Annotated in this window: 24 protein-coding genes; 17 read left to right on the plus strand and 7 right to left on the minus strand. The window is 51.6% G+C overall.

Features of this window, described 5'->3' with window-relative positions:
• The first annotated feature begins 151 nt into the window (after positions 1-151).
• From OMQ46_RS15700 to OMQ46_RS15715, 4 genes are read left to right on the plus strand one after another with little or no spacing between them, the layout of a single operon-like run.
• Positions 152-655: a FixH family protein gene (locus OMQ46_RS15700; protein WP_266238423.1), complete on the plus strand. Its 504-nt coding sequence runs from the start codon at positions 152-154 to the stop codon at positions 653-655.
• Between the two features lie 36 nt (positions 656-691).
• Complete coding sequence (locus tag OMQ46_RS15705) at positions 692-3,148, plus strand: heavy metal translocating P-type ATPase (RefSeq protein ID WP_266238425.1); 2,457 nt, start codon at positions 692-694, stop codon at positions 3,146-3,148.
• 38 nt (positions 3,149-3,186) lie between these two features.
• Positions 3,187-3,402, plus strand: a complete 216-nt coding sequence (ccoS, locus tag OMQ46_RS15710) for a cbb3-type cytochrome oxidase assembly protein CcoS (RefSeq protein WP_266238426.1) — start codon at positions 3,187-3,189, stop codon at positions 3,400-3,402.
• 55 nt (positions 3,403-3,457) lie between these two features.
• The gene (locus OMQ46_RS15715) at positions 3,458-6,694 is read left to right on the plus strand and encodes an EAL domain-containing protein (RefSeq protein WP_266238427.1); all 3,237 of its coding nucleotides are present in this window, start codon (positions 3,458-3,460) and stop codon (positions 6,692-6,694) included.
• Here OMQ46_RS15715 and OMQ46_RS15720 read toward each other — a convergent pair.
• From OMQ46_RS15720 to pip, 3 genes are read right to left on the minus strand one after another with little or no spacing between them, the layout of a single operon-like run.
• Positions 6,684-7,316, minus strand: coding sequence for a lytic murein transglycosylase (locus OMQ46_RS15720; RefSeq protein ID WP_266238428.1), 633 nt, complete (start codon positions 7,314-7,316; stop codon positions 6,684-6,686). The genes OMQ46_RS15715 and OMQ46_RS15720 overlap by 11 nt on opposite strands.
• Positions 7,317-7,329: 13 nt before the next feature.
• Entirely contained in the window at positions 7,330-7,770 is a 441-nt protein-coding gene (gene dtd, locus OMQ46_RS15725) for a D-aminoacyl-tRNA deacylase (protein WP_266238429.1), read from the minus strand.
• A complete protein-coding gene (pip, locus tag OMQ46_RS15730) occupies positions 7,767-8,732 on the minus strand; it encodes a prolyl aminopeptidase (protein WP_266238430.1) in 966 nt (321 codons plus the stop codon). Before pip ends, dtd begins: the two co-directional genes overlap by 4 nt.
• 206 nt (positions 8,733-8,938) lie before the next feature.
• On the opposite strand from pip, the gene sucC reads away from it, so the two are divergent.
• The 4 genes from sucC to OMQ46_RS15750 are packed head-to-tail and all read left to right on the plus strand — an operon-like array spanning position 8,939 to position 12,972.
• Entirely contained in the window at positions 8,939-10,111 is a 1,173-nt protein-coding gene (gene sucC, locus OMQ46_RS15735) for an ADP-forming succinate--CoA ligase subunit beta (RefSeq protein WP_266238431.1), read from the plus strand.
• Positions 10,108-10,983, plus strand: coding sequence for a succinate--CoA ligase subunit alpha (sucD, locus tag OMQ46_RS15740; protein WP_266238432.1), 876 nt, complete (start codon positions 10,108-10,110; stop codon positions 10,981-10,983). Before sucC ends, sucD begins: the two co-directional genes overlap by 4 nt.
• The gene (locus OMQ46_RS15745; RefSeq protein WP_266238434.1) at positions 10,984-12,624 is read left to right on the plus strand and encodes an NAD+ synthase; all 1,641 of its coding nucleotides are present in this window, start codon (positions 10,984-10,986) and stop codon (positions 12,622-12,624) included.
• Between the two features lie 9 nt (positions 12,625-12,633).
• Positions 12,634-12,972, plus strand: coding sequence for a P-II family nitrogen regulator (locus tag OMQ46_RS15750; RefSeq protein ID WP_266238435.1), 339 nt, complete (start codon positions 12,634-12,636; stop codon positions 12,970-12,972).
• 48 nt (positions 12,973-13,020) lie between these two features.
• On the opposite strand, the gene OMQ46_RS15755 is transcribed toward OMQ46_RS15750, so the two are convergent.
• On the minus strand, positions 13,021-13,806 hold the full coding sequence (locus OMQ46_RS15755; RefSeq protein WP_266238436.1) for an outer membrane protein assembly factor BamD: 786 nt from the start codon (positions 13,804-13,806) through the stop codon (positions 13,021-13,023).
• A 155-nt stretch (positions 13,807-13,961) separates the two neighbouring features.
• Between OMQ46_RS15755 and OMQ46_RS15760 the strand changes: the two genes are divergently transcribed.
• Positions 13,962-15,125 carry a L,D-transpeptidase family protein gene (locus OMQ46_RS15760; protein ID WP_266238437.1) on the plus strand — a complete coding sequence of 388 codons (1,164 nt, stop codon included), beginning with the start codon at positions 13,962-13,964 and terminating at the stop codon, positions 15,123-15,125.
• A 73-nt stretch (positions 15,126-15,198) separates the two neighbouring features.
• Here the strand turns inward: OMQ46_RS15760 and OMQ46_RS15765 are convergent, their stop codons facing one another.
• On the minus strand, positions 15,199-15,498 hold the full coding sequence (locus tag OMQ46_RS15765) for an Lpp/OprI family alanine-zipper lipoprotein (protein WP_266238438.1): 300 nt from the start codon (positions 15,496-15,498) through the stop codon (positions 15,199-15,201).
• A gap of 245 nt (positions 15,499-15,743) precedes the next feature.
• On the opposite strand from OMQ46_RS15765, the gene suhB reads away from it, so the two are divergent.
• From suhB to OMQ46_RS15790, 5 genes are all read left to right on the plus strand, one after another.
• Entirely contained in the window at positions 15,744-16,538 is a 795-nt protein-coding gene (gene suhB / locus OMQ46_RS15770) for an inositol-1-monophosphatase (protein WP_266238440.1), read from the plus strand.
• Between the two features lie 62 nt (positions 16,539-16,600).
• The gene (gene typA / locus OMQ46_RS15775; protein WP_266238441.1) at positions 16,601-18,433 is read left to right on the plus strand and encodes a translational GTPase TypA; all 1,833 of its coding nucleotides are present in this window, start codon (positions 16,601-16,603) and stop codon (positions 18,431-18,433) included.
• Between the two features lie 84 nt (positions 18,434-18,517).
• Positions 18,518-18,745 (plus strand): PP0621 family protein, encoded by a 228-nt coding sequence (locus OMQ46_RS15780; RefSeq protein ID WP_266238443.1) that lies wholly within the window; start codon positions 18,518-18,520, stop codon positions 18,743-18,745.
• Positions 18,742-20,343 (plus strand): sensor histidine kinase, encoded by a 1,602-nt coding sequence (locus OMQ46_RS15785; RefSeq protein ID WP_266238444.1) that lies wholly within the window; start codon positions 18,742-18,744, stop codon positions 20,341-20,343. Before OMQ46_RS15780 ends, OMQ46_RS15785 begins: the two co-directional genes overlap by 4 nt.
• Positions 20,340-21,707, plus strand: coding sequence for a sigma-54-dependent transcriptional regulator (locus tag OMQ46_RS15790; RefSeq protein ID WP_266238445.1), 1,368 nt, complete (start codon positions 20,340-20,342; stop codon positions 21,705-21,707). The genes OMQ46_RS15785 and OMQ46_RS15790 overlap by 4 nt, the downstream gene beginning before the upstream one ends.
• Here OMQ46_RS15790 and OMQ46_RS15795 read toward each other — a convergent pair.
• A complete protein-coding gene (locus tag OMQ46_RS15795; protein ID WP_266238446.1) occupies positions 21,704-22,651 on the minus strand; it encodes a YgfZ/GcvT domain-containing protein in 948 nt (315 codons plus the stop codon). The two genes, OMQ46_RS15790 and OMQ46_RS15795, sit on opposite strands and share 4 nt — an antisense overlap.
• Before the next feature lie 85 nt (positions 22,652-22,736).
• Here OMQ46_RS15795 and OMQ46_RS15800 point away from each other — a divergent pair, with 85 nt between their 5' ends.
• Entirely contained in the window at positions 22,737-23,159 is a 423-nt protein-coding gene (locus tag OMQ46_RS15800; RefSeq protein WP_266238448.1) for a protein YgfX, read from the plus strand.
• Here OMQ46_RS15800 and nadB read toward each other — a convergent pair.
• Positions 23,128-24,741, minus strand: coding sequence for an L-aspartate oxidase (nadB, locus tag OMQ46_RS15805; protein ID WP_266238449.1), 1,614 nt, complete (start codon positions 24,739-24,741; stop codon positions 23,128-23,130). The genes OMQ46_RS15800 and nadB overlap by 32 nt on opposite strands.
• A gap of 129 nt (positions 24,742-24,870) precedes the next feature.
• Here nadB and rpoE point away from each other — a divergent pair, with 129 nt between their 5' ends.
• Together rpoE and OMQ46_RS15815 are read left to right on the plus strand one after the other, a co-directional pair.
• Entirely contained in the window at positions 24,871-25,452 is a 582-nt protein-coding gene (rpoE, locus tag OMQ46_RS15810) for an RNA polymerase sigma factor RpoE (protein ID WP_266238451.1), read from the plus strand.
• Positions 25,449-26,003 carry a sigma-E factor negative regulatory protein gene (locus tag OMQ46_RS15815; protein ID WP_266238452.1) on the plus strand — a complete coding sequence of 185 codons (555 nt, stop codon included), beginning with the start codon at positions 25,449-25,451 and terminating at the stop codon, positions 26,001-26,003. Before rpoE ends, OMQ46_RS15815 begins: the two co-directional genes overlap by 4 nt.
• Positions 26,004-26,006 lie beyond the last annotated feature (3 nt).

Below are 26,006 nucleotides of genomic sequence, written 5' to 3' on the forward strand. Positions count from 1 at the left end.
GGTGCCGGTGACGGCACTGGTTCGGGCGCCGGCCGGGGTGACTGAAGACGGGCTGGCCCCGCTCACCTTTGAAGCCACGGTGCGTGAGCAACCGCAACTTAACAGCAGCTATGACAGTATGTTTATGGCACCTGAGTAATTGAGGAAAACAATGAGAATTTCACAAGAAAATCCGCAGGCTTTACGTAATCCCTGGGTGCTGGGGTTACTGGTCTTTTTATTTGTGTTTCTGTCCGCTAATGCTGTCTTCATCTACCTGGCGTTTTCATCTCCACCCAGTCTGGTAGTTGAGAACTTCTATGAGAAAGGCGAAGCCTATGAGGAAACTCAAAAGCGCGTCGAAAAACAAAAAGCGCTGGGCTGGTCTGGTATGTTGATGGTACCGACGGCATCCAGGGTTAATCAGACACAGACTTATGAGGCTTTGATTACCGGTAAAAACTCGGCGGGTTTGCTGCTCGACTCGGTCAAGTTTTTTGCCTATCGACCTTCGGATGCCGATGCAGATTTTGCGGTCGATATGCAGAAATCCGGTCACGGAAGTTATACCGCCGATGTCAGTTTCAACCTGCCCGGTACCTGGGATGTGATCGTGGAAGCAAAGCGCGGTGAGGATGAATTCATCATCAGCCGTCGCATACGTATTGATCCCTGATTGTTAGCTTTTTCATGATGTTGATGAAGTGCCCACATGTCGGGTATGACTGTGTCTGAGTCCTGTTATCACTGTGGACTGCCAGTAGAGGAACAGGGGGTATTTACCTCTGTTGTGGCGGGACAACAGCGCGAGTTCTGCTGTCATGGTTGCCGCACAGTCTGTGAAACCATCTATGCATCAGGCCTGGAAGGGTTCTATAGCAAGGCAACGCGAAGTGAGGCACTCGCTCCGCCGCCGGCGGCTGCCAAAGAACTCGATGCCTATGATCTGGACGAAGTGCAGTCTGAGTATGTGGATTCACTGCAACCGCAGCGCACGATTCAGCTTCTGGTGGAAGGGATACACTGTGCCGCTTGTGTCTGGTTGATTGAAAAAGCACTCAAGCGCCAGCCGGGTGTGATTGATGCCGAGGTCAACCTGACTGCCAAACGCCTCAGGCTACGCTGGGATAATGAGCAGATTCGTCTGTCGCAAGTGATGCAGATTCTTGCCGATATTGGCTACGCTGCAGTGCCATTTGACCCGGAAACTGCGGAGGGCGCACTCGCCAAACGTCATCGGGGTTTACTCTATCGCATGGCTTTTGCCGGCTTTGCGATGATGAACATGATGTGGATCTCGATTGCGCTCTACGCTGGTGCCGATGAGGGCGTGTTTCGTCAGTGGTTTCACTGGATTGGCTTTATCATCGCCACACCGACGCTGCTCTATTCCGGATATCCTTTTATTAAAAACGGCCTGACGGGGCTGAAACATCGTTACCTGACGATGGATTTGCCGATTGCTATCGGTGCCACATCGACGTATTTGTATTCAAGCTACGTCACTTTTACCGCGTCAATGACCGGACAGGTGTATTTCGATACGGTGGTCAATTTTCTGTTTGTCATTCTGGTCGGTCGTTATCTTGAAGCCATATCCAAGCGTCGTGCCTTGTCAGCAACACAGCGACTGTTGGAGTTACAACCAAAACTGGCCAATCGGGTGGAAGGTGATGAAATCCGCATTGTGCCCATTCGTCATGTCCAGATTGGCGATATTATGCTGGTGAAACCCGGCGGCAGTGTGCCGGTGGACGGGGTTATTATTTCCGGTGAGAGTGCCGTCAATGAATCAATGCTCACCGGAGAATCATTACCGGTCGCTAAGCAACCTGGTGATAAGGTTGTCGCAGGCACGATTAACGGTGAAGGTGCTTTCCGGGTGCGCACGGAACAGGTACTAAGAAACACTGCTCTGGCGAAAATTGTCGGTTTAATGGACGAGGCTCAGGCTTCCAAAGCACCGATACAGAGTCTGGCTGATCGTATTGTGCCCTGGTTTGTACTGGCCACTTTAACGCTGGCAACCGTCACCTTTTTATACTGGTGGCAGTTCGATTTTGAGGTTGCATTGCTGGCGGCAACCTCAGTCTTAGTGGTCACCTGTCCCTGTGCTTTCGGTTTAGCGACGCCGATGTCGGTTGCTGTTGCCACTGGTGCCGGAGCTTCACGGGGTGTGCTGGTCAAACGTGGCGAAGCCCTGGAGCAGTTGTCGCGCGTCAGCCATGTAGTATTCGATAAAACCGGCACGCTGACTGAGGGTCAGTTGCGGGTTAGCTATCTCCATGCATTCAGCGAGTTTGATGAAACAGAACTACTCAGGCTGGCAGCCTCAGTAGAACAGCAATCCGAACATGGTATTGCCACAGCCATTTGCGAAGCAGCCAAGCAGAAACGGCTGTCATTGTCTGAAAACACTGGTTTTGACTCAACGCCGGGAAAAGGGGTTACGGCCAAAGTCGGTGAGCAGCAAATCCGGGTGGGGACGGCTGCCTGGTTGGAAAGTCAGGGTATGCACATTTCAAGTCTGCAGGCTCAGCAACTGGCCAACAAGGAAAAGCAGGGTATCAGCTGTGTTCTAGTTGCGGTGGACGGTGAAATAAAAGGGATCTTGGGACTGGTCGATGAACTGCGTCGGGATGCCGCCGAGACGGTCCATTCACTGCTGGAGGCAGGGCTGAAAGTCACGGTGCTCAGTGGCGACCGTCAGGCGGTGGTAAATGCTGTCACAGCGCCTCTGGGGGCGGTTAAGCGTCAAGCCGAGGTTTTGCCTCAGGACAAGTCAGCGGTGATACGCCAGCTACAGCAAAAGGGCGATATTGTTGCCATGGTAGGGGATGGTGTTAATGATGCACCGGCCCTGATACAGGCTGATGTCGGTCTGGCGATGGCCTCAGGCACAGATGTGTCAGTGGAGAGCGCGGATGTGGTATTGTCTCATCAGGAACTGAAAAAAGTTGTAGAAGCCCGTCAGTTAGCAACGCGAACCCTGAAAACGATTCGGCAGAATATAGTGATGTCAATAAGCTATAACGTTATCATGGTTCCTCTAGCCATGATGGCACTGGTCAGCCCTTTGGTCGCTGCGATAACAATGCCGATGAGTTCATTGTTGGTGGTTGCCAATGCGGCCCGTATTGGCCGTATTTTTAAAAGTCGGGCTGATTGATTTTATTGTTCTGACTCGTTTCCCGAACAGAGGGTATTATGGAAGTCATATATGGTTTGCTGCCAGGCATGCTATTGCTGGGTATCATCGGCGTTGGTGTTTTTTTCTGGGCAGTGCGTAGCGGTCAGTACGACGATATGGATGGGGCCGCTAACCGTGTGTTGATGGATGAGGACGATGAAGAGAATACCGAGACGACAGAGCATAGTGAAGGGCAGTCAGATGACAGAGCCGGTCCTCCCGATAAACACTAGTTCGCTGGTATTACCGCATCACGCTTTATGATTGGAACGGACGGCAGTCAACAGGATGTTTAAAAACTGGAGTCTCAAATCACAACTCCAGTTTTGGGCAGTCACCACAGTCACTGTTGTGGCTGTCATGGCGCTGATGACCAATTATGCCTATTCTCTGATTGAGTCTTCTCGTGAGGTTGTGTCTGAAAAGCTATTGCCCGTCAGTAACAGCAGCCACCGACTGAGTAGTGTCATCAGTGCTTTCAGTCACCGCCAGCAACAGATACTGACGAGCGACAATCTCTTACAACTGGCGCAACTCAGGCAGCGTGATACCCTAGAGCAGCAATTTGAACAGAACTGGTTACGATTGCAGCCTCTGTTTGTTGATGATCCTGACGAGAAACAACAGTTCGCCAGTTTGTTCAGTTTTTATCAGGATTTTCTGGCGCTTGACAGTGATCTGTACCAACGCAAAAAACAGGCGCTGACTCTCACTCAACAGATCAAACAAGCCAGTGACAATGTAGCCAGTCTGTCTGCCAGACAGCAGCAACAACTGAACAAACTGACAAACCGGCTGAATCAGCATCAGCCAGTCGTACAGCAGCTCAAGCTTTTGGTCAGTGAGCTGGATGCGCTCACTTTTCAGTCCTTTCTGGCAACCAGTGATCAGCAATTGGAACCACTTTCAAAACGACTGGATGAACTGGCTGCTGTGGTTAAACAAAATACAGACGAACTTGAAAAAGCGTTGACAGAGCAACCCGATTTATCGACAGAGCTGAACCAAAGCCGCCGGGAAATGCAGCGTTTGTTCTCGCTCGTCAATGATGAAGATGGGCTGCTGGCATTACAGAAAAAGCAATGGCTGGCAAACGCTTTACTCGCACAGACAGCAAATTCGTCGATGTCAGTCATGAGCGTGCTGACTGAAAAAATAGGTCGCGTTGCCAGAGATGTCTCTGATCACACGCATGATCTCGTACAAGCAAATGAGCACGAGGCAGATGAGACACGGTGGCGAATTATTGCGCTCAGTGTGCTGCTCACCCTGCTTATGATGATTTTCGCCTGGCGACTGTCCCGCAATATTCAGTCACCGCTTACTGCGATTCGTCAGTCAATCCATGCGCTTTCCGAAGGACAGTTTGATACCAGAATGCGCTTGCCGGAGGGCAATAATGAATTGTCACTTCTGGCCCGAGACTTCAACCATTTTGCTGAAAACACCGAAAACACCATCAGCCAACTGCATGATGCGCGCTTGTCTTTGCAGAGTCGGCAGCAACACCTTCAGGCGATTCTCAATGTTGTTCCGGAAGCAATACTGTCGCTGACAGAAGATGGCATCATCATTGATTTGAACCCCTCAGCCGAACTGGTTTTTGGAGCCGCATTGAAAGAGTTGAGTGGCATCAGTGTACTGAAGCTATTCAGTGAGATTGAAGCGATTGATTCCATGGAAGTACTGGCGAAGCGTCTGTCAGACAATCCCGAGTTTACAGGTCGACGTCTGGATGGCCGGATGCTCTCAATGTCGGTGTCGCTGAGCCGAATCAATACCGCAGAGTCTGATATCTGGGTTTGTGTCATTTCTGATGTCACGGCATGGAAAGAGACTGATCGGCGTTTACAGCAGTTATCGGTGGAACAGGATGCGATTCTGGAAAATGCCATTATTGGTATTGCGTTTGTACGTGAACGGAAGTTTGTACGGGTCAATCAGCGTTTCGAGCAATTGTTTGGTGAGAGCCGTGAACAGTTGATTGGTGAGAGTACGCGTTTTTTCTATCCTAACGAGCAGGCTTATCAGCAGCTGGGGGAGCAGGCTTACACGGCACTGACTACGGGGGACAGTTATGAAGCGCAGCTGGAACTGGTCAAAGCTGATGGCTCCCGATTCTGGTGCGCGCTCTCGGGAAAGGCCATTGATCCTGCCAATCCCATGGAAGGCGCTATCTGGCTGTTTGAAGATGTCACTAAACAGCGTGAAAATGAGGAATATTTAACCCGTCTAGCCAGTGTTGATGCGCTCACTGGTCTGCCCAACCGTAATGTATTCAATGACAGGGTGGAGCATGCTATCCATCGGGCACACAGAACTGGTGGCCGTCTGGCAGTTTTCTTTCTCGATCTTGATCACTTCAAAACCATTAATGATTCATTGGGGCATCGCGCTGGTGATGCGCTACTGAAAGATGTTGCCTCGCGAATCAAGTCGTGTCTGCGTGAGGGAGACACAGTGGCCAGACTGGGTGGTGATGAGTTCACGCTGTTGCTGGAGGATGTCCGATCCGCCGAATATGTTGGCAAGGTGGCGGAGAAAGTCATCGATGCCATGTCAAAACCCTACAGCATTGAAACTACCGAAGTCACTATCAGCCCCAGTATTGGGGTCAGCCTCTATCCGGCTGACGGCCGAGACGGTGATATGCTGATTCGTAATGCAGATGCTGCGATGTATCACGCCAAAAAGCTGGGTCGTAATAACTTTCAGTTCTATTCCGTTGAAATGAACGCCGAAGCTGCAGAAAGGCTGGTGATGGAATCAGCCCTGCGGCGAGCTGTAGAAAACGACGAACTCACTCTGCACTATCAGGCGCAGTTTGACCTGGAGTCCGGTCAGGTGGTGGGTGCTGAAGCCTTGTTACGCTGGCATAACGATGACTGGGGGCATGTCTCGCCCGCCCGCTTTGTACCGATTCTGGAAGACACGGGGTTGATCGGACTGGTTGGTGAGCGAGTCCTGACCCAGGCCTGTGAGACCTACCTTGAGCTCAAAGACGCGCTATCGCCTGACTTTATGATTGCTGTGAACTTGTCAGGCAGACAGTTCAAGGGAGGGAATCTCGCGACCGATATTCGTCGTCTGTTAAAACTGAGTGGTATGCCGGCCAGGAATCTGGAGCTTGAAATTACCGAGAGTATGCTGATGGAAGATACCCAGCTTGCTACGTTGACCTTGAGTGAGCTGAGCGAAATGGGCGTGAGCCTGGCCATTGATGATTTCGGCACCGGTTACTCGTCCTTATCCTATCTCAAACAGTTCCCGCTCAATGTACTCAAAATTGATAGCTCCTTTATCCGGGATTTGACGACGGATAAAGAGGATGCAGCGATCGTTGATGCGATTATGGCGATGTCAGAGAGCCTCGGACTGACAGTCGTTGCTGAAGGGGTTGAGACAGAAGAACAGTTACAGTATCTGAAACAACGTCATTGTCAGCGTGCTCAAGGTTATTTCCTGAGTCGGCCGTTGGATAAGGCCGCTTTTGTTGACCTCGTCAAACAGACAATCAGCGTCTAGCACGATAGACCAATAGTGTTTTCTGTTGAGGCTGAAACAGGACGCTCAGACCAATAGCAGGATAGAACCAGGTTTCACTGATGTGGCCTTCCTCATCAACTTGTGACTTTTCAATGCTTTCCGGCTCACCGAAACGGCGCTGGATCATGCCACGGTCCAGTTTCAGTGAAGGAATGTAGGTCAGGCCGATTATCGGTACGCTGAGCAGAAACGTCCGGTCTTGTTCTGAAAGTTCGTACTGATGGGCACCGCTGGGTTTAAGTTCACCAGCCCCCGCGTTGCTCAGCATCGTCTCCATCCTGTTTTTGCTGACTTCAAGATTCATGACCAGTTTGGCAGACAGGCCGGCTAGATTCACGCTGTCGAAATAAGCTTCCACACTGCGGCTGCCATCCGGATCAACAAACAAAGCCGTTTTACCAAATACCCCCAGTTGCTGCTGAGCCGTTTTGTAATTGGTATTGCCAAGATGGATGCCCAGGACCTCGCTGTTACCATCGGGCATGACTATAACCTCCCAGGGTTTCTCGGCTGGCGCCTGTGGAGAGGGGATGAGCATCAGAGAGGCAATGCCGATGATAATCAGCAGAAAACCGAGAAAAACATTTCTTAAAATTCGCATAGATAGCTTCGCTTCAGTGGGTTTGCAGCCAGAAAGTAACCGGACCATCGTTAGTCAGCCTCACCTGCATATCTGCCCCGAAATGGCCGGCTGCTGTTGAGGGATGTTTGATACGCGCCTGACTGACCAGATACGCAAACAGAGCTTCACCTTGTTCGGGCGGGGCGGCCGGTGTAAAGCTTGGACGCGTCCCTTTACGCGTATCGGCTGGCAGTGTGAACTGGGGAACCAGCAATAAACCGCCATGAATGTCTTTCAACGATAGGTTCATTTTATCATTATCATCACTGAATACGCGGTAAGTGAGTATGCGATCCAGCAGGCGATCAGCATCTGCTTCGGTATCGCCTCTCTCGACCCCAATCAGCACAAGCAGACCTTGTTGAATCTCAGCGACCTGTTGACTGCCAACATGCACATCGGCATGGCTGACTCGTTGTAATAGTGCAATCATGTCAGCACCTCGACCATTTCATCGCTCGCCGTTATCAGGGCATCAATCAGTCCTGGTTCACCGGCAGCGTGTCCGGCCAGTGGCACGATCCTTAAATCAACCTGCGGCCAGGCCTGCTTTAATTCCCAGGACTGCTGCAGCGGGCAGACCAAGTCATAGCGACCATGGATCACGATGGTAGGGATGTCCTGCATCTGTGCCACACTGCTGAGAATAGGTCGCTCATCGATAAAGCAATGATTCAATGCATAGTGCAACTGAATACGGGAGTGAGCCAGCGGCCCGGGCATCTGAGTCAAATCCGGTTGGAATTCATGATCTCGAAGCATCACGATGGTGCCTTCCCAGGCATTGAGTGTTTGTGCCGCTGCCAGTTGCACTGCTTCATCTTCATCCGTCAGTTTGTCGAAATAGGCTTGAAGGGGGCGTTGTTTTTGTGATCCTGGCAGCGCTGCCACCAACTGCTGCCATTGTTCCGGAAACAATCGTGAGGCGCCGCCCTCTGCGTAGACCCAGTCGATATCCTGCGCGCGTCCCAGAAAGGTGCCGCGCAGAATCATCGAAAGTACCTGATCAGGGTGTTCCCGGGCATAGCAAAGCGCCAGTGTGGCTCCCCATGAGCCGCCAAACAGCAACCACTGTCTGATCTCCAGAGACTGGCGGATATGTTCCATATCGGCAATCAGGTAATCTGTACTATTGTTTTCCAGTTCCCCTGTGGGGGTGGAACGACCGCAGCCTCGCTGATCAAACAGAATAATTCGATATTTTTTCGGATCGAAATAACGCCGATGTTGGGGACGGCAGCCGGAGCCGGGACCGCCATGCAGGAATATCACCGGTATCCCCTCAGGATTGCCACACTCTTCGACATAAATCCGGTGCTGGCGGCCATCGATGAGCTTCTCGCGGCTAAACTCGTGAGTCTGATAGGGTTCAATTTCCGGATAGAGTGTTCGCATGGTTAAGGTCAATTTTCTCCAACGGCCTGCACTATAGCATGCCACCCGGAATCAGAGCATTGGCGCCGGTACAGAAAGCACCATCTGCTTGTGGTAATTATCTGCCTAATGCGAGAAAATATGCGGTTTACATGGCGAGTCCTGATGCGATTTGCTGCACAACCGTGGCAACACGGTGCGATTGATGATTGAAAGGCACAGGAATAATGAACCTGCACGAATTTCAGGCAAAACAACTTTTCAACCGCTACGGCGTGCCGACGCCACAGGGTCAGGCTGTCACCGATGCGGCAGAGGCCAGGCAGGCGGCAGAGCTGCTTGCTGGAGAACGCTGGGTTGTGAAGGCCCAGGTCCACACCGGTGGTCGCGGTAAAGCCGGCGGTGTCAAAGTCGTGGACAGCGTAGACGACGTTGAAGCCGCTGCCAAAGGCATGCTGGGGCAGCGTCTGGTGACGCATCAAACCACTGCGGAAGGCCTGCCCATCAATCAGGTATTGGTGGAAAAACCGACTGATATTGATCGTGAAATCTACCTGGCCGTTCTGCTTGACCGCAGCAGTCAGCGTATTGTGTTCATGATTTCCGCTCAGGGCGGAATGGATATTGAAGCGGTCGCAGAAAATGATCCGGATGCGATTCTGAATCTGTATGTGGATCCGGTGGTGGGTCTCCAGGGCTATCAATGCCGCCGTGCCGGCTTCTTCCTGGGACTCACCGGCTCAGCTTTCAAACAATTACAGCAGGTGATGCAAAACCTGTATCAGCTGTTCACCGAAAACGATGCCAGTCTGGTAGAGGTTAATCCACTGGTGGTCACCGCTGAAGGCGATTTACTGGCGGTGGATGCCAAGATTAATCTGGATGAAAATGGCCTGTTCCGTCATGCTGATCTGGCTGAGATGTTTGATCCCAGTCAGGAGGATGATGCCGAGGTGATTGCCCGGGAGTTCGGGCTCAATTACATCTCACTCGACGGCAACGTCGCCTGTATGGTGAACGGCGCTGGTCTGGCGATGGCCACCATGGATTTGATTCAGAAAGAGGGCGGCGAACCGGCTAACTTTCTGGACGTCGGGGGGGGCACTACTGCTGAACGGGTCGCCGAAGCTTTCAAACTGATTCTGTCAGATAAAAAAGTGAAATCGATTCTGGTCAATATCTTCGGTGGTATTGTCCGTTGTGATCTGATTGCTGAGGGCATTATTCAGGCGGCCAGAGAAGTCGAGCTGTCTTTGCCGGTCGTCGTCAGACTGGAAGGAACGAATGCCGCTATTGGCCGAGAGTTACTGGCAAACAGCCAGATGAGTATTTATGCAGCACAGGATTTGACTGATGCTGCCAGAAAAGCAGTGGCTGCTGCCCGGGAGTCAAACGCATGAGCATCCTTGTTAACCGTGATACCAAAGTCATTTGTCAGGGCTTTACCGGCAAACAGGGCAGTTTCCACTCCGAGCAGGCAATAGCCTATGGTACCCAGTTTGTTGGTGGCGTGACACCCGGAAAAGGTGGCCAGACACATCTTGACAGGCCGGTATTTAACACCGTCCACGAGGCGGTCGCTGAGACCGGTGCCGATGCGACCATGATATACGTGCCAGCGGCGTTTGCCGCCGATGCCATTCTGGAAGCCGCCGATGCCGGTATTAGAGTCATTGCCTGTATTACCGAGGGTATACCGGTACTGGATATGTTGCGAGTTAAACACGCGCTCAGCAATAAAGATGTTCACCTGATTGGCCCTAACTGCCCCGGTCTGATCACACCGGGAGAATGCAAAATCGGTATCATGCCTGGTGCCATTCATCAGCCAGGTAAAATCGGTATTGTGTCGCGTTCGGGCACGTTGACTTATGAAGCCGTGCATCAGACTACCCAGAATGGCCTGGGGCAAAGCACCTGTGTCGGTATCGGCGGTGATCCGATTCACGGTATCAACTTTATTGACTGTCTGCAGATGTTTGAAGACGATCCTCAGACTGAGGGTATCGTCATGGTCGGTGAAATTGGCGGCAGTGCCGAGGAAGAGGCAGCAGCCTTTATCAAGGATCATGTCACCAAACCGGTTGTGGCGTATATTGCCGGCCTGACGGCACCAGCGGGTAAACGCATGGGCCATGCCGGCGCGATCATCAGTGGCGGCAGTGGCACTGCCGAGGCCAAACTGGCAGCGCTGGAAGCGGCGGGTGCCCGCATTGCCCGATCACCGGCAGAAATTGGTGATTGTATGCTGGCCGCGATGGATGCGAGATAAATGCAGCCTCTGACGCTGGTGATGGGCCAAATCAACCCCGTAGTGGGCGATGTGGCCGGTAATGTGATGAAAATTATCACCTCTGCCCACAGGGCACGGGATGAGTTCGGCGCCGATATGGTGATTTATCCCGAGCTGACCCTGACCGGTTATCCGCCGGAGGACCTGCTGTTAAGACCCGGCCTGCTCAAACGCGTCAATAAAGCGCTGCAAACACTTAAAAAACATATTCAGGGTGTTGCCGTTGTTGTCGGTCACCCCGATGGCGAAGTCAGAAAAGAGCTGTATAACGCGGCCTCGATTATCGACAATGGTGACATTGTAGGTACCTATTTCAAACAAAAGCTGCCTAACTACAGTGTATTTGACGAAAAACGGTATTTTGTCGAGGGTAAAGAGCCCTGTGTGATTGATTTCCGCGGCATAAAAATTGGCCTCACACTGTGTGAGGATATCTGGTTTACCGAGCCCTCGCTGCAGGCGGTCGATGCCGGCGCTGAACTGATTATCAACCTCAATGCCTCACCGTTTCGTAGTGGCAAGTGGCAATTACGCGAGGCCGAAGTCAGAAAGCGGGTGGTGGAAACCAGCGTACCGGTCATTTATGTCAACCAGGTTGGCGGGCAGGATGAATTGGTATTCGATGGCTGCTCTTTTGCCCTGAATCAACAGGGCGATAAAGTCGCGCTCGCCGCAGCATTTGAATCCGGTCTCTACCCGATTACGATCCGCCGCACTGAAGACGGCAAGTTGCAGCTTCAGGGGGACATGACCGACAAGGAAGATGAACTGGCAATGATCTACAAAGGTCTGGTGACGGGCCTGCGTGATTACATCCAAAAAAATCATTTCCCCGGTGTCGTGATTGGCCTGTCAGGGGGGATTGATTCAGCATTGACACTGGCATTGGCGGTAGATGCCATTGGGGTCGATAAAGTCCATGCGGTGATGATGCCGTCCCGTTATACCTCTGAAATCAGTTTAGATGATGCCAAAGCTATGGCTGAAGGCCTCAATGTGCAGTACAGTCTGATCTCGATTGAGCCGGTTTTTGAGCAGTTTCTGCATACCTTATCCGACCAATTTGCCGGTTTGCCGGCCGATACCACCGAAGAAAATATCCAGGCCCGCTGCCGCGGTATTATCCTGATGGCACTATCGAACAAGTTCGGTTATATGGTCCTCTCCACCGGTAACAAAAGTGAGATGGCCGTTGGTTACTCCACACTTTATGGCGATATGGCCGGTGGTTACGCGCCACTCAAGGATGTCTATAAAACACTGGTTTATCGACTTAGTCGACACCGCAATCAACTGTCTCCGGTGATTCCTGAGCGAATTATAACCCGCCCTCCATCTGCTGAATTATCAGAAGGTCAGCTGGATCAGGACAGTCTGCCCCCATACGAACTGCTGGATGTGATTCTGGACCGCTATATTGCTGATGACAGCTGTTTTGAGGATCTGGTGGAAGAAGGGTACGATGCGGAGATGGTTGCCAGAGTGATAAAAATGGTAGATCGTAACGAATACAAACGCCGACAGGCTCCACCGGGTATTCGTATTACCAGTCGGGCTTTCGGTCGTGACAGACGTTATCCGATCACCTCTGGCTACACGGTTACCTCCACAATAGAGTAAGGAATTACAATGAAGAAAATCGAAGCGATTGTTAAACCTTTTAAACTCGATGATGTTCGTGAGGCGTTGTCAGAAATTGGCGTGACTGGCATGACGGTGACTGAAGTCAAAGGTTTTGGTCGTCAGAAGGGACATACTGAGTTTTATCGCGGGGCAGAATATGTGGTTGATTTCCTGCCTAAGGTAAAACTGGAAATTGTGGTCGCTGATGAAACGGTGGACTCAGTCATTGAAAGCATCACGCAGGCCGCGCATACCGGCCGTATCGGTGATGGCAAAATCTTTGTCACGTCGTTGGAACGGGCGGTGAGAATCCGCACCGGTGAAGAAGGCGAGGAAGCGATCTAGGCCTGCTGCCGTTAGAAAAGCGCCGGTGATGACCGGCGCGGTCTTATCTCAATCAATCCTGGTCTGACGCACTTCCGCCACCCCGGTGTGTCCCGGATAGTTTAACTCCAGTACTTTCAGGGCATCCTCTGACAGATCGTTCATCCCCATCACCTTGTAGGCTTTAGCCATAATCACCAGGGCTTCAGGCATGGCTGGGGTTCTCGAATAGTTTTCAATTACGTATTTGGCTCGATTCGCGGCTGCCAGATAGGCGTCACGGCGCATATAGTAATTAGCGACATTAACCTCATGCTGTGCCAGCCGGTTTCTCAGATAAACGATGCGTTGGGTGGCGTCTTCCGCATAACGACTAGTGGGATACTGTTTGACCAGACGGGTAAAATCGCGCAAGGCATCCTCTGCCGCGCCCGGGTCCCGCTGTGATTCATCCCGGGGAATATATTTTTCAATCAGACCGATATCACGGTGGAAATTAACCAGGCCACGAAGATAAATAGCGTAATCGATGTTCGGGTTCAATGGATAAACGCGCATGAACCGATCCAGCGTTGCGATGGCGGTTTCCGGATCATCATTCTTATAGTGGGCGTAGGCGGATTCTAACAGGGCTTGCTGGGCATATTCACCAAACGGGAAGCGGGCTTCCAGTTGTTCGTAATAGGTGATCGCGGTGGTGTAGTCGCCGAGATCCAGTGCTGCCTTGGCTTCTGCATAGACACGTTCGACACTCCAGCTTTCGTCAGCTTTGATTTCTTCTTTTTCAAAGAAAGAACAAGCTGAGAGGCTCAGCGTGGCGAGAATTAAGATTAGTGGCAGGTAAAATTTTTTCATCGGCTTAGGGTACGTTAGATAAATGTCCAAGGCAAAAGATAAAAACAGGGTCTAATCTTAGCCGTTTTTGTGCATCAAAGCACGTCTTAACAGATTATCTATTGTTGAGAATCCAGTACAATATGCCTCTTTATCTTTGCTATCAGGACTAATTCATGCTCCGTCGTCTGTTGTCTCTTGCCATCGGTCTGACTTTGTCGGCACCACTCGCTGCGACCACCTTCGAAATCACTGAGCCTGGTGCCAGTGTGATCGGCCATAACATGGTGCTATACAGCCGTAATGAAGATACCCTTCTGGATATTGGTCGGCAGTTCGATCTGGGCTATCGCGATATTACAGATGCCAACCCGGACGTAGATGCCTGGTTACCGGGAGAGAATACCCCGGTCGTCTTGCCGACCCGCTACATTCTGCCGGATGGTCCCAAGGAAGGCATTGTTATCAACATTGCTGAGATGCGCCTGTTTTATTATCCCAAAACCGGCAAAGGAGAGAGACAGCAGGTTGTGACGCATCCCATCGGTATTGGCAGGGAAGGCTGGGCAACACCATTAGGTAAGGCGCGTATCACCCAGAAAATAAAAGATCCTTCCTGGACACCGCCGGCATCCATCCGTAAGGAGCATGCTGAAATGGGCGATCCTCTGCCACGTGTCGTCCCCGCCGGACCGGATAATCCTCTGGGTGCCTATGCGATGCGTCTGTCGATGCCGGGTTACCTGCTGCACGGTACCAATAAACCTTACGGGGTTGGGCTGCGCGTCAGTCATGGCTGCATTCGCCTGTTCCCTGAAGATATCGAGAACATGTTCAATATCACGCCCAGTAATACCGGTGTGGAAATTGTCTATCAACCGCATAAAGCCGGTATCAGAAACGGTCATTTGTATCTTGAGGCACACCGCCAGCAGAAAGATATCGATACCCGTGAAGGCAATAACATGACGCCGATGGTCAAGGCGATTCTGAATGTGCAGGACCAACTGCCGGCAGATGAGCACTGGTCTTATGCTGAGACAGTGGTGCGTAAACAGCTAGGTGTGGTCAAACCATTGGGACAGCAAAAACTGGATATCGTTGAGAATCTCTGGTTTCTGCATGCCGGTGTAAATAAAAAAGCGGTGAGTAAGGTTCGTGAAGCGATGACGGCACTGAGACTGGACGACCTCTATTGGCCGGTGAGATCGGGCGCCCGTGAGGAAACCCTGATCGGTCCGTTTAATTCTCAGGAAGAAGCCAGCATTGTCGGAGAGGAAATTATGACATCGGCCGGGGTGCCAGTCTGGACTGTGCAGGTGACCAGTGATGCGCTGTGATTACTGCGGTGAATTGAGCACAAAAAAAAGCCGGAACTCATGTTCCGGCTTTTTTGCATGTGGCAAATAAAGCTTATTTGCTCATGGCTTTTTCAAACATACGATCAATTTTGGCACAGCATTCTTCAACTGTTGCCATTGCTTCATCAGCAGTTTTCTGGGCGTTCATCGCAGCCAGTTCTGCATCGGTAGCAGTGCGTTGAGCTGTGTCTGCAGTGCTTTGGGCATTGCGGGCAGCAACAAGAGCAGAGTCAGCAGTTGATTGAGCTGATTCTACAGAGGCTTTCAACGCGTCCATTTCGGCAGTGTTGGCGCAAGCGGTCAACAGAGCCAATGGCAGGATTACAGCACTCAGTTTTGCTAATGGTTTCATTTTAATCTCCTTGAAAAAGTACCAGTTTAAATGGCAGGCATATTATATTGCGTATTCGCAACATAAAACATACGCTAGCAAGAAATATTTTCACTGTCCATTTATCAGACAGGCAAAATGCGAACTGTTTCTGCAAAGCTGTCTCCCCGCGGATAAATACTTGCTATAATTACGGCTTTTGAAATGCTCCGGTTTCCTGCTCGGGATATCCGTCTTTTCTTAACCGTTCTGGAAAAATTTGTCTTATGCACCCAATGCTGAATATTGCGATCCGTGCTGCCCGCAATGCAGGCACATTGATCATGCGATCTTTGCAACATGTCGAACACCTGGAAGTCACGACCAAAGGCCGTAACGACTACGTCTCCGATGTTGATCACCTGGTAGAGCAGGAAATTATCAAGGTCATTAAAAAGGCTTATCCCGACCATGCCATCATGGCAGAAGAATCGGGCAATGCCGGTGACAGTGATACCGTCTGGATCATTGACCCGCTGGATGGTACCACCAACTTCCTGCATAGTTTTCCGCACTTTTGTGTCTCCATTGCTGTCCGCGTCAGAGGTCGGGTGGAACATGCAGTGGTGTATGACCCACAACGCGATGAACTGTTCACTGCGAGTCGAGGTGAAGGCGCAAAACTCAATGATCGTCGCCTGCGAATCAGCAAACGCCGTGATTTGAAAGGGGCCTTACTGGCCACCGGCTTCCCGTTTAAGTATCCTCAGCATCACACGCAATATATGGCGAGCTTTGAAGCCCTGTTTACTCAGGTGGCGGACATCCGTCGCGCCGGCTCTGCGGCACTGGATCTGGCCTACGTCGCTGCCGGCCGTATCGATGGTTACTGGGAGATCGGTCTTGAAAACTGGGATCTCGCTGCCGGCCTGTTGCTGGTGGAAGAAGCCGGCGGTCTGGTGACAGACTTTGCCGGTCAGGACAGTGTTTTCGACAAAGGCAATATCGTTGCTGCGGGATTCGGTGTCCATAAACTGATGCTGGAAGCTATCAAGCCGCATTTACAGGAACCACTCAATTAAATCGGACCCTTGCGGGCCTCTTTACACCTGCATGCCACGCATGCCTTTACTGAATTCATTATATGACTGATACCCAAAGAGACATTTCCAAACTACGCAATATCGCCATCATTGCCCACGTCGACCATGGTAAAACCACTCTGGTTGACCAGTTGCTGAGACAATCCGGCACCTTCGGTGAACATGAAGAGCTAACTGAGCGGGTGATGGACTCCAATGACCTGGAACGTGAGCGTGGCATTACTATCCTTTCCAAAAACACGGCGATTCGCTGGAACGAATACCACATCAATATTGTAGACACCCCAGGCCACGCCGATTTCGGTGGTGAAGTCGAGCGTGTTCTGTCCATGGTTGATTCGGTACTGCTACTGGTGGATTCGGCAGAAGGGCCAATGCCACAAACCCGTTTTGTGACTCAGAAAGCCCTGGCGCTGGGTCTCAAGCCGATTGTGGTGATCAATAAGATAGACAAACCGGCAGCCCGTCCCAACTGGGTGCTGGACCAGACTTTTGATCTGTTTGTGAATCTGGACGCCACCGATGAGCAACTCGACTTTGATGTGATTTATGCATCTGGTCTGAACGGTTTCGCCAATATGGACGAAAACGTGCATGAAGGCGATATGACACCCTTGTTTGAATTAATCGTCGACAAAGTCAGCCCACCTGATGTCGATGTGGATGGTCCGTTCCGGATGCAGGTGTCTTCACTGGATTACAACAGCTACGTTGGGGTCATTGGTGTCGGCCGCGTTCAGCGTGGTCGGGTCAAAACCAATACCCCGGTCACTGTGGTTGACCGCGAAGGCAATAAACGCAACGGCCGTATTCAGCAGGTCATGGGCTTTCTGGGGCTGAAACGTGAAGAAGTCCCCTCAGCTCAGGCTGGCGATATTATCGCTTTCACCGGTCTGGACCCACTGAACATTTCCGACACCGTCTGTGATCAGAATGCGGTTGAAGCACTGCCTCCGTTATCAGTCGATGAGCCGACCGTGACGATGACCTTCCAGGTCAATAATTCACCCTTTGCCGGTAAAGAAGGCAAGTTCATTACCTCCCGTCAGATCAAAGAACGTCTGGAGCGTGAACTGATTCATAACGTGGCGCTGCGGGTAGAACAATCCCCGACCGATCCAGACAAGTTCAAAGTATCCGGCCGTGGTGAACTGCATTTGTCCGTGCTGATTGAAAATATGCGACGGGAAGGCTTTGAGCTGGGCGTTTCCCGTCCTGAAGTAATTATTCGTGAGATCGACGGTGAAAAACAGGAACCCTTCGAATCGGTGACCATCGATGTGGAAGACGAACATCAGGGCACCGTGATGGAAAAAATGGGTGAGCGCGGCGCTGAGATGAATAACATGGTGCCGGATGGTAAAGGTCGGGTGCGTCTGGACTTCATTATTCCTTCGCGTGGTCTTATCGGCTTCCGTACCGAGTTTCTGACCGCCACACAGGGCACCGGTCTGATTTACAGTGTATTTGACCACTACGGTCCGATGAAGGCGGGTAATTACGGTAAACGTATCAACGGTGTACTGATCGCCAATGGCGTGGGTAAAGCGGTTGCCTTTGCTATTTTTAACCTGCAGGAAAGGGGTCGCATGTTTATCGGCCATGGTGATGAAGTCTATGAAGGCATGATCATCGGCATTCACTCGCGTGATAATGATCTGGTGGTGAACCCGCTCAAGGGTAAACAATTAACCAATGTCCGCGCCTCAGGCAACGATGATGCTGTGACTCTGGTGCCGCCAATCCGTATGAGTCTGGAGCAGGCACTGGAGTTCATCGGTGACGATGAGTTACTGGAAGTCACCCCCAAGTCATTGCGACTGCGTAAAAAACTGTTGTTGGAGCATGAGCGTAAGCGCGCGTCCCGCGCTTAATCCGGTCCAAACGGCAGCTAAAAAAGGGTATCCTAAACACAGGAACGAAGCGTCGTTCCTGTGTCCTTTTTATTGAGGTGAAAGATGCGCATTCTGATTCTGCTGGCCATCGGGCTGTTACTTTATATCATCATCGGAAATCTGCTCAGAAAGAGCAAAATGCCCTCTAACACCACATCCGGTGACAGCAGTCAGCGTATGGTTCGCTGTGAACATTGTGGCCTGCACATCATTGAAACAGAGGCACTGAAAGATAACAGCCAGTATTTCTGCTCCCGTGAACATATTGAGGCCCACCGCCAGTCACGATGAGTGCGGATGCCGCCCGACTGACTTTGCGTCAGGACCCGGCTACCTGGCGGGCACTGACGGTTTTTGCCGGTTATCGTTTTTTTCTCGCCGGCATTTTGTTCTTTGTTTTTTACTTCAAACTCCCGCCAGAATTCCTGGGCTCGGTTGATCCCCGTTTGTATGCCAGTGTCAGTCAGCTCTATCTGCTGATCGCACTGGTGCTGCTGATTTTCACGCTGAAACGCTGGGGCTATGTCGATACCCAGATCAAACTGCAACTGGTCATTGATATTGTGGCATTGACCATGCTGCTTCACGCCAGCGGCGGGCTGCAAACCGGTCTGGGCTCGTTATTGTTGGTTGTTGTCGTGGCGGGTGGCGCTTTGGTGCCGGGACGCTTGGCTGCTTTTATTGCAGCGATAGCGACACTGGCGATTCTGCTGGAAGTCAGTTACTCCCAGATTGCCGGTGATGGTGCGACTAAATACAGTCAAGCCGGACTTCTGGGTGCAACCTTTTTCGTCACGGCCTGGTTAGCGCAGTGGCTATCCAAAAAAATGCAGACGTCGGAAGTGCTGGCTGAGGAACGAGCCCGGGATGTCGCCAATCTGGCTGTGCTGAATCAGCATATCATCAGCCGTCTGCAGATCGGCGTCATGGCCCTTGACGCCCATGGTCATGTGACCCTGTTTAATGAGTCTGCCCGTCATTTGCTAGGGATAGAACGCAGTATCCCCGGTTTTAAGCTGAAACAATATGTGCCGCAACTGGCAGAACAAATCTGGCTCTGGCAGCATCACAACCCGCAACCTTTCGAGGCTTTTCAGGCGCGACCGGATCTACCGGAAGTACGGGCCACAGCGACCAGGCTTGATAGTGGTGAAACACTGGTTTATATCGAGAATACCTCTGCGATGGCGCAACAGGCACAGCAACTCAAGCTGGCCTCGCTGGGGCGACTGACAGCCAGTATCGCTCACGAAATCCGCAACCCACTCGGCGCAATCAGCCATGCCGGTGAGTTGCTGGCAGAACAGCAAAGCCAGGATCAGGGTATGCGGAAGCTGACTGGCATCATTCAACGCCACAGTCAGCGCGTTAACAGTATTATCGACACGATTCTGCAGATGAGTCGACGCAAAACAGTGGAACCGGCGGCAGTGGTACTTGCCACCTGGCTGGATCGCTTTGTAAGTGAGTTTCGTGAAATGAAAGCAGCGGGCGAGGAGGATATCAAACTGCGTATTGAGTCTCCGCTGGTGAAGGTTGCCATGGATCCGGAGCAGTTACATCAGGTGATGTGGAATCTGATCGAGAATGCCTGGCATTACTCAAACCCCGATAATCCACCGCCAAGGGTTCAAGTTCGTCTTGCCAGGTCCGATGGAGAAATAGTCGTGGATGTCACCGATAATGGTCCCGGCGTGTCGCAGGCGGCGCAGGCGCATTTGTTTGAACCGTTTCATTCAGAGCGTCAGGGCGGCACCGGTCTCGGATTGTATCTGGCTCGTGAACTTTGCCAGGCCAATGGAGCGCGACTGAGCTTCCTGCCTGACGAGTTGCAAAGCAGTCGTTTTCGTATAAGCTTCCCGGGTGAATGGCAGGAATATCTCGCATGACAAAGCAACACGCAAAACAAGCGCTGGTGATTGATGACGAGCCGGATATTCTCGAATTACTGACAATGACGTTGTCCGGTATGTCGATTGACTGTGTGACCGCCGAGAATCTGGCCCAGGCGCATCAAGCGCTCAAACAGCACAAATTCGATTTATGTTTTACCGATATGCGACTGCCAGACGGTAATGGTTTGGAATTGGTGAAAACATTGCAGCGACAGTGGCCTGAGTTACCTGTAGCGGTTATCACGGCGCATGGCGATGTCGATCATGCGGTTGAAGCGCTTAAGTCCGGTGCTTTTGATTTTGTTTCCAAACCACTCAAGCTAAGAATGCTGCGAGACCTGGTTGAAGCGGCGCTGAAATTGTCGCCTGATCGGCCACAACAGCGTGAACGACGCTCACGTGACAAACTCCTGGGGGATACTGACCCCATTCGTGCGCTTCGTGGCAAAATCAGCAAACTGGCACGAAGTCAGGCACCGGTCTATATCACGGGTGAATCGGGGACGGGCAAAGAACTGGTTGCCAGACTGATTCATGAGCTTGGCGCGCGTAGTGATGGCCCGTTTGTGCCGATTAACTGTGGCGCGATACCGGCAGAACTGGTGGAAAGTGAGTTCTTCGGTCACAAGAAGGGCGCCTTTACCGGTGCTGTCGCCGATAAACAGGGACTGTTTCAAGCTGCTGATGGCGGCACGCTGTTTCTTGATGAAGTCGCTGATTTACCATTGATGATGCAAGTCAAATTACTACGGGCGATACAGGAAAAAGCAGTGCGGCCTGTCGGGGGGCATGAAGAGGTTAATGTTGATGTACGCATATTGTCTGCTACCCATAAAAACCTGGCAGCATGCGTGCAGCAGGGCAGTTTTCGTGAGGATTTGTTCTACCGTTTGAATGTGATAGAGCTTACCGTTCCGCCATTACGGGAGCGTCAGGCTGATATCCCATTGTTGGCAGACCATATCCTGACTACACTGGCGAGGAAAAATCATCTCGACAAGCCGAACATCAGCCAGGCCGCCATGAATAAGCTGCGGTCCTATGCTTTCCCCGGCAATGTACGGGAGTTGGAGAACATTCTGGAGAGAGCGCTGACCTGGGCTGAGGCTGACAGCATTGAAGTGGATGACCTGATGCTACCCCAGCATCAACCGATAGTCAGTGCTGAACCTCTGGCAACGACGGGAGCCAGGCAGACCGTTCCGCAGGACCTTGAGGCCTGCCTGGAGGATCAGGAACGCCAGCTCATCATGCAGGCACTGGAGGCGACCCGTTGGAACCGGACCGCTGCAGCCAAAAAACTGGGGATTACGTTCCGCGCCTTGCGCTACAAGTTGAAGAAGCTGGAACTGGATTAATCCGTCTCTGCTTCTTCGACCATGGCGGTCAGAGAAGTCAGCACCTGATTGTCAATCTGGGCGGTTTTACCGGCAGCAGAGAGTTTCATGCTCAATTGGCAAACCAGTGTCTGCTCAGCGTCGAACTGTGCCTGAACTACATGGCCCAGTGTGTCACCTTCGGCATTGGTCACCACGCTGTTGATGGCGGGTAAGCTGTTGCCTTCAAGCCGGCCCAGAAACAGCCTACGGCTGGGTTTGCCCAGGTAATGTAAACGGGCAACCACTTCCTGACCGGGATAGCAGCCTTTTTTAAAGCTGACACCACCGGCCAGATCAAGGTTGACCTGTTGCGGTGTAAAGGCTTCTTTACTCTCGGCAAAGACCATCGGCAGGCCGGCTTCAATGTCATGTCGTTGCCACACAGCTTCGGGTGCCAGCCGCCAGTCATTTTCCAACCAGCCAGACAGGGTCTGGACATTTTCCTCATCGGCAATGACAAGAGAGCGTGGTGTTTCACCGGGCTGAAGGATAACAAGGCCTGCTTCACAGACCTGGCCCTGCCAGATTTCTGTTGACTCAAGTGTTGCCGTAGGATGAATCAGACCCAGAACATAGCTGTCTTCCAGCAGTTTGATATCGACCTTGCTACGTAACTTGAACATGGTCAGACGTTGGCTGATGGCATCAGCCAGATCAGCGGGCAGAATGATCAGGTAATCGTCCTCACGTCTCAGCAACTGAAAAATCGACAACAAACGACCTTTCGGATTGCAAAAACCGCTCAGCTGCGATTGATTCACTTGCAGGGCATTGACGTCGTTGGTCAACAGGTTCTGCAGAAAGCTTTTTGCTTCCTCGCCCATGACCTGGATGATCCTGCTGGCGGGCAAAGGAATGATAAGGTTGCCCTCTGTGTCTGGGCTTGACTGTGATTGTTGATCGGTGAGTTGCTGCCAATTCATAATGACTCTGATAAAAAGTAATGGATATCTATTCTAACGGCTGGTGGCATTGTAAAACAGGGATGAATAAAGCGGTTTTTATGGAATGAAGATTGAATGGAAACAATCACGTTTTTTACTGGCTTACCTGATGCTTGTACATACTACGGCAGTGTTGCTGGTGAATATGCTCGGCTTGAGTCTGATGCTGACAGTGCCCCTATCACTGCTCGTAATCGCCAGCCTGCTTTTTTACTGCCGCCGTTATGGTCGATACGCCCGAACCACAGCATCTGGACAGTTGTGGGTGGATGCCGAGGGCTTTTGGTTTTGGTCTGACTCGGATGGCCAACAAGAGGGGCCCATGCTGCTCAGGGGTAGTGTGATACTGGGTCCCGTGATTGCGATTTACCTGAAAGCCGCTCAAAAGCGTTTTAGCCATTCTCTAATCATTGCCCGTGATGCGGTCACAGCTGAGGACTGGCGTCGACTGCGGGTCAGGCTGCGTGATCCTGAGTCCTGGGAGTAATGATGGTTTCCTGTGGCGGCTGGCTATTGTCGGTCTCCGGGTAGTCGAGTATGTAATGCAGGCCTCGACTTTCTTTGCGCAGCAGCGCTGAAGCAATAATAAGCTCAGCCACATCTGCCAGGTTGCGGAGTTCCAGCAAATCACTGCTGATATGGTGTTGGGCATAATAGTCACCAATTTCCTGTTTTAACAGTATCAGTCTTTGCCTGGCTTTATTTAGACGATGGGTACTTCGCACGATCCCGACGTAGTCCCACATAAAACGCCGCAGTTCATCCCAGTTGTGAGTAATGGCGATGGCCTCTTTGGCTGGTTCCACCTGGCTGGCATCCCAGGGCGGGATAGTGGCACTGACCGGCTTGAGTTCCTGTTGTTTGATATCATCCGCGGCAGCACGTGCAAATACCAGGCACTCCAGTAGGGAGTTACTGGCCATCCGGTTAGCACCATGCAGACCCGTATGGGCGGTTTCACCAATAGCGTAAAGGCCGGGGATATCGGTTCTGCCCTGTAAGTCAGTCATGATGCCACCACAGGTATAGTGTGCTGCCGGTACTACCGGGATTGGCTCGCGGGTCATATCGATGCCGTAGTCAAGACAGCGCTTGTAAATTGTCGGGAAGTGGCTTTTGATAAAGGTCGCCGGCTTGTGTGAAATATCAAGATAGACGCAGTCGTCACCCAGGCGTTTCATTTCATGGTCGATGGCTCTGGCCACCACATCACGCGGTGCCAGCTCTGCTTGCGGATGGAAGTGAGGCATGAAACGCTCACCGTTAGCCAACAACAGCCTGGCCCCTTCACCACGCAACGCCTCACTGATCAGGAAAGACTTGGCTTTGGGATGAAACAGGCAAGTGGGGTGAAACTGCACAAATTCCATATTGGCCACCCGACAGCCAGCTCGCCACCCCATCGCGATACCATCGCCAGTTGAGACATCAGGGTTGCTGGTATAAAGATAGACCTTTCCCGCCCCACCGGTTGCCAATACGGTGACAGGGCTCAGAAAGGTTTTGGTCTCATCATTTTTGATATCCAGCACATAACAGCCAATGGTCCGGTTCGGTGACTGTTTTAATTGTTTCTGACTGGTAATGAGGTCGATGCCAATGTGATAGGGAAATAAACTGATATTGGGGTGATCTTTGGCCTTAGCCAGTAGAGTGGTCTCGACTTCGCGACCTGTGGCATCGGCGGAGTGAATAATACGGCGATGACTGTGTCCGCCTTCCTGAGTCAGGTGATAGGTTTCCGATGTCATTCCATCTCGGGTGAACGATACCCCTTGATCAATCAGCCACTCAATATTTTCGCGGGCGTGCTCGACGGTATAGCGCACAGCGTGTTCGTTACAGAGTCCGGCACCGGCGCGGAGGGTATCATCAATGTGAGATTGAATAGAGTCTGTCTTATCCAGTACGACCGAAATGCCACCCTGCGCATACAATGAGGCGCCTTCATCAAGCGGCCCCTTGGAGATAACAGCAACACGGGCAGAGTCGGCCATGTGCAGAGCGAGTGTGAGGCCAGCTGTGCCGCTGCCGATAATCAGAATGTCATAATGCTCAGTTGTGGTCATAGGGCTCGATGTAGGTACAATAGGCGGAATTTATTTTGCACGTAATACGGAACAAAGTTAAATCGATATGGTCAATGAAGCTGGATCAAAAAGTGCACACTGGCGTGTCGATAATAGCCGGAAGATAGGATGAATGCAGATCAAGAGCTAGTACGACGCGTACAGGCAGGGGATAAAAAAGCGTTTGACCTGCTGATAATGAAATATCAGCAGCGGATTATTCATGTCATAACCGGCTTTGTACACGATCCGGTGGAGGCCATGGATGTCGCACAGGAAGCGTTCATCAAAGCCTATCGAGCGCTGCCGGGCTTCAGGGGAGACAGTGCGTTCTACACTTGGTTGTATCGCATTGCTATCAACACCTCAAAAAATTACCTGACAGCGGCATCGAGACGGCCACCGGTGACAGATGTTGATGCAATGGATGCAACAATTTACTACGATGCACCGGAATTGAAGGAATTTGAGACGCCTGAAAACAGTCTCATGAGTAATGAATTGCAGCAAGCAATTCATGACGCGATTCAGGATTTACCTGAAGATACCGCAACGGCGATCAAACTGCGGGAGTTTGATGGTTTGAGCTACGAGGAAATTGCGCAGGTAATGGATTGTCCAATCGGCACAGTACGATCACGTATCTTTCGTGCCAGAGAGGCAATCGACAAGCAGGTCAAAGCAGTGATGGGTGGAGAGGAACAACAATGACAGCCAAGCAACAAGAATTACTGTCAGCATTTGTCGACGGTGAACTGAATTCGCAGGAGCTGGATGAGCTGCTGGCGTTAATGAACACAGATGACAGTGCCAGAGCAGATTATCAACGTTATCAACTTACCAGTGATGTGTTACGGGGTCACACGAATCGAAGCCAGCCTGTCGATTTGTCTGCCCGTGTCAGTGCGGCACTGGCCGATGAGCCGGTTCATGAGTTGACTGGATCGCAAAACAAAAAATCCAGTCTGGTTACTGTGCCGGACTGGTTCTGGAAACAAACGGCCGGCTTGGCGGCGGCTGCCTCAATTGGTGCGCTGGCTGTGGTTGGTGTGCTGAACCAACCGCAAACCGCGGTCACACCAGAATTGGCACAAGTCCCGGCACAGACACAGACAGCAGCGACGGAGTCACCAAACCGCTGGACTGTCGGCGAGCAGGAAGTCGAAGATAGACTGAACAACTATCTGGTTGATCACAACGAATATGCTGGGGCTTCTGGTCTGTTTTCTTATGCTCGTGTCGTGTCCTACGGCGAGGAGTAGTCT

It is taken from the genome of Methylophaga sp. OBS1 (genome assembly GCF_026319365.1).

Excerpts from the sequence above, each read along its gene's own strand:
- dtd (WP_266238429.1), bottom strand. The coding sequence starts at position 7,770 with ATGATTGCACTATTACAACGAGTCAGCCATGCCGATGTGCATGTTGGC.
- ccoS (WP_266238426.1), top strand. The coding sequence starts at position 3,187 with ATGGAAGTCATATATGGTTTGCTGCCAGGCATGCTATTGCTGGGTATC.
- sucC (WP_266238431.1), top strand. The coding sequence starts at position 8,939 with ATGAACCTGCACGAATTTCAGGCAAAACAACTTTTCAACCGCTACGGC.
- OMQ46_RS15795 (WP_266238446.1), bottom strand. The coding sequence starts at position 22,651 with ATGAATTGGCAGCAACTCACCGATCAACAATCACAGTCAAGCCCAGAC.
- OMQ46_RS15705 (WP_266238425.1), top strand. The coding sequence starts at position 692 with ATGTCGGGTATGACTGTGTCTGAGTCCTGTTATCACTGTGGACTGCCA.
- OMQ46_RS15760 (WP_266238437.1), top strand. The coding sequence starts at position 13,962 with ATGCTCCGTCGTCTGTTGTCTCTTGCCATCGGTCTGACTTTGTCGGCA.
- rpoE (WP_266238451.1), top strand. The coding sequence starts at position 24,871 with ATGAATGCAGATCAAGAGCTAGTACGACGCGTACAGGCAGGGGATAAA.
- OMQ46_RS15800 (WP_266238448.1), top strand. The coding sequence starts at position 22,737 with ATGAAGATTGAATGGAAACAATCACGTTTTTTACTGGCTTACCTGATG.
- OMQ46_RS15815 (WP_266238452.1), top strand. The coding sequence starts at position 25,449 with ATGACAGCCAAGCAACAAGAATTACTGTCAGCATTTGTCGACGGTGAA.
- OMQ46_RS15755 (WP_266238436.1), bottom strand. The coding sequence starts at position 13,806 with ATGAAAAAATTTTACCTGCCACTAATCTTAATTCTCGCCACGCTGAGC.
- pip (WP_266238430.1), bottom strand. The coding sequence starts at position 8,732 with ATGCGAACACTCTATCCGGAAATTGAACCCTATCAGACTCACGAGTTT.
- OMQ46_RS15785 (WP_266238444.1), top strand. The coding sequence starts at position 18,742 with ATGAGTGCGGATGCCGCCCGACTGACTTTGCGTCAGGACCCGGCTACC.
- suhB (WP_266238440.1), top strand. The coding sequence starts at position 15,744 with ATGCACCCAATGCTGAATATTGCGATCCGTGCTGCCCGCAATGCAGGC.
- OMQ46_RS15700 (WP_266238423.1), top strand. The coding sequence starts at position 152 with ATGAGAATTTCACAAGAAAATCCGCAGGCTTTACGTAATCCCTGGGTG.
- nadB (WP_266238449.1), bottom strand. The coding sequence starts at position 24,741 with ATGACCACAACTGAGCATTATGACATTCTGATTATCGGCAGCGGCACA.
- sucD (WP_266238432.1), top strand. The coding sequence starts at position 10,108 with ATGAGCATCCTTGTTAACCGTGATACCAAAGTCATTTGTCAGGGCTTT.
- typA (WP_266238441.1), top strand. The coding sequence starts at position 16,601 with ATGACTGATACCCAAAGAGACATTTCCAAACTACGCAATATCGCCATC.
- OMQ46_RS15715 (WP_266238427.1), top strand. The coding sequence starts at position 3,458 with ATGTTTAAAAACTGGAGTCTCAAATCACAACTCCAGTTTTGGGCAGTC.
- OMQ46_RS15790 (WP_266238445.1), top strand. The coding sequence starts at position 20,340 with ATGACAAAGCAACACGCAAAACAAGCGCTGGTGATTGATGACGAGCCG.
- OMQ46_RS15750 (WP_266238435.1), top strand. The coding sequence starts at position 12,634 with ATGAAGAAAATCGAAGCGATTGTTAAACCTTTTAAACTCGATGATGTT.
- OMQ46_RS15780 (WP_266238443.1), top strand. The coding sequence starts at position 18,518 with ATGCGCATTCTGATTCTGCTGGCCATCGGGCTGTTACTTTATATCATC.
- OMQ46_RS15765 (WP_266238438.1), bottom strand. The coding sequence starts at position 15,498 with ATGAAACCATTAGCAAAACTGAGTGCTGTAATCCTGCCATTGGCTCTG.
- OMQ46_RS15720 (WP_266238428.1), bottom strand. The coding sequence starts at position 7,316 with ATGCGAATTTTAAGAAATGTTTTTCTCGGTTTTCTGCTGATTATCATC.
- OMQ46_RS15745 (WP_266238434.1), top strand. The coding sequence starts at position 10,984 with ATGCAGCCTCTGACGCTGGTGATGGGCCAAATCAACCCCGTAGTGGGC.